A 965-nucleotide genomic window follows, 5' to 3' on the forward strand; every position below is an offset into this window, starting at 1 on the left:
CCTGCGTGCCGTACTTCTCGTGCATGACCACCGAGGCATCGGCGATCCGCTTGGCGAGGTCAGCGCGGCACGAGCGGCGGCTGCAGATCGACAACTGGTAGAGGTACAGACGCGACGTGCCGGCGAGCCCCGCGAATTCGTCGCGCTTGTCGTCGGTCTCCAACTGGCGCAGGACGGCCAGCAGGGGTGTCTTCGGGGTGTTCTTGCGGGCCATTAGGAAGGGTCTTTCTGTGTTTGTGCACGATGGTTCCACTTCGCGCGGACGGCCGCCTTTTGGTCTTCGGTGACGTGGCCCGGCCAGTTGGACACGACAAAGCGCACACCGCAGGGGTTACAGCAGACCGAGAAGACGTCCACTGGGTCAGGGCCGAAACCACCGCCAGGGTTGTGGCCCAGCCGTTCGGAAGGCGCACCCCCGCAGAAGGGGCAGGGTGATAAAGTTATTTCGCACATGCGCAAATTCTAGCTTATTGCGCAATCGCTCACAACCACCCATCGGCCAACGCGAAAAAACTNCGCACATGCGCAAATTCTAGCTTATTGCGCAATCGCTCACAACCACCCATCGGCCAACGCGAAAAAACTGTTGCGTACACCTAAACTCTGCGATAGTCTTACGTCACCCCAATGAGCCCCACGGAGGTGTGCTCATACCAACCCTTTCCCAACAGGCCGCTTACCCACCGGCCCCACGGGGATCACCGCACCGCTGCGCAGCGACACGCATTGGGCCACCTGCACATGGGCGACCCGCAACTCCACCCTGGACGAGTACCCCTAGCCGTAGGCCGCGCAGATGCTCGCGCTGTCCATGTGCACCTTCTCGACCACGGCGCCTTGGGCCGTGAACGCGATGAAAACGAAGACCCAGTTCACGCAACACCTCCAGTCCAGGGGTTCACCCCACCAACAAACACCGACTTTACCGGGTAGTCCATCGGCAGATCAACGGTACGCTCACCGTC

The 965-nt window shown here is 61.2% G+C and carries 2 protein-coding genes; both read right to left on the reverse strand.

Features of this window, described 5'->3' with window-relative positions:
- A partial coding sequence (locus I6F47_RS20335; protein WP_197184461.1) for a hypothetical protein occupies window positions 1-214 on the reverse strand: 214 nt, incomplete at its 3' end.
- Complete coding sequence (locus tag I6F47_RS20800; RefSeq protein WP_114488608.1) at window positions 214-453, reverse strand: Lar family restriction alleviation protein; 240 nt, start codon at window positions 451-453, stop codon at window positions 214-216. The genes I6F47_RS20800 and I6F47_RS20335, both read right to left, overlap by 1 nt.
- Window positions 454-965: the final 512 nt, after the last annotated feature.

It is taken from the genome of Pseudoalteromonas sp. NZS37 (assembly GCF_015864265.1).
Lineage (GTDB): Bacteria > Pseudomonadota > Gammaproteobacteria > Enterobacterales > Alteromonadaceae > Pseudoalteromonas > Pseudoalteromonas arctica.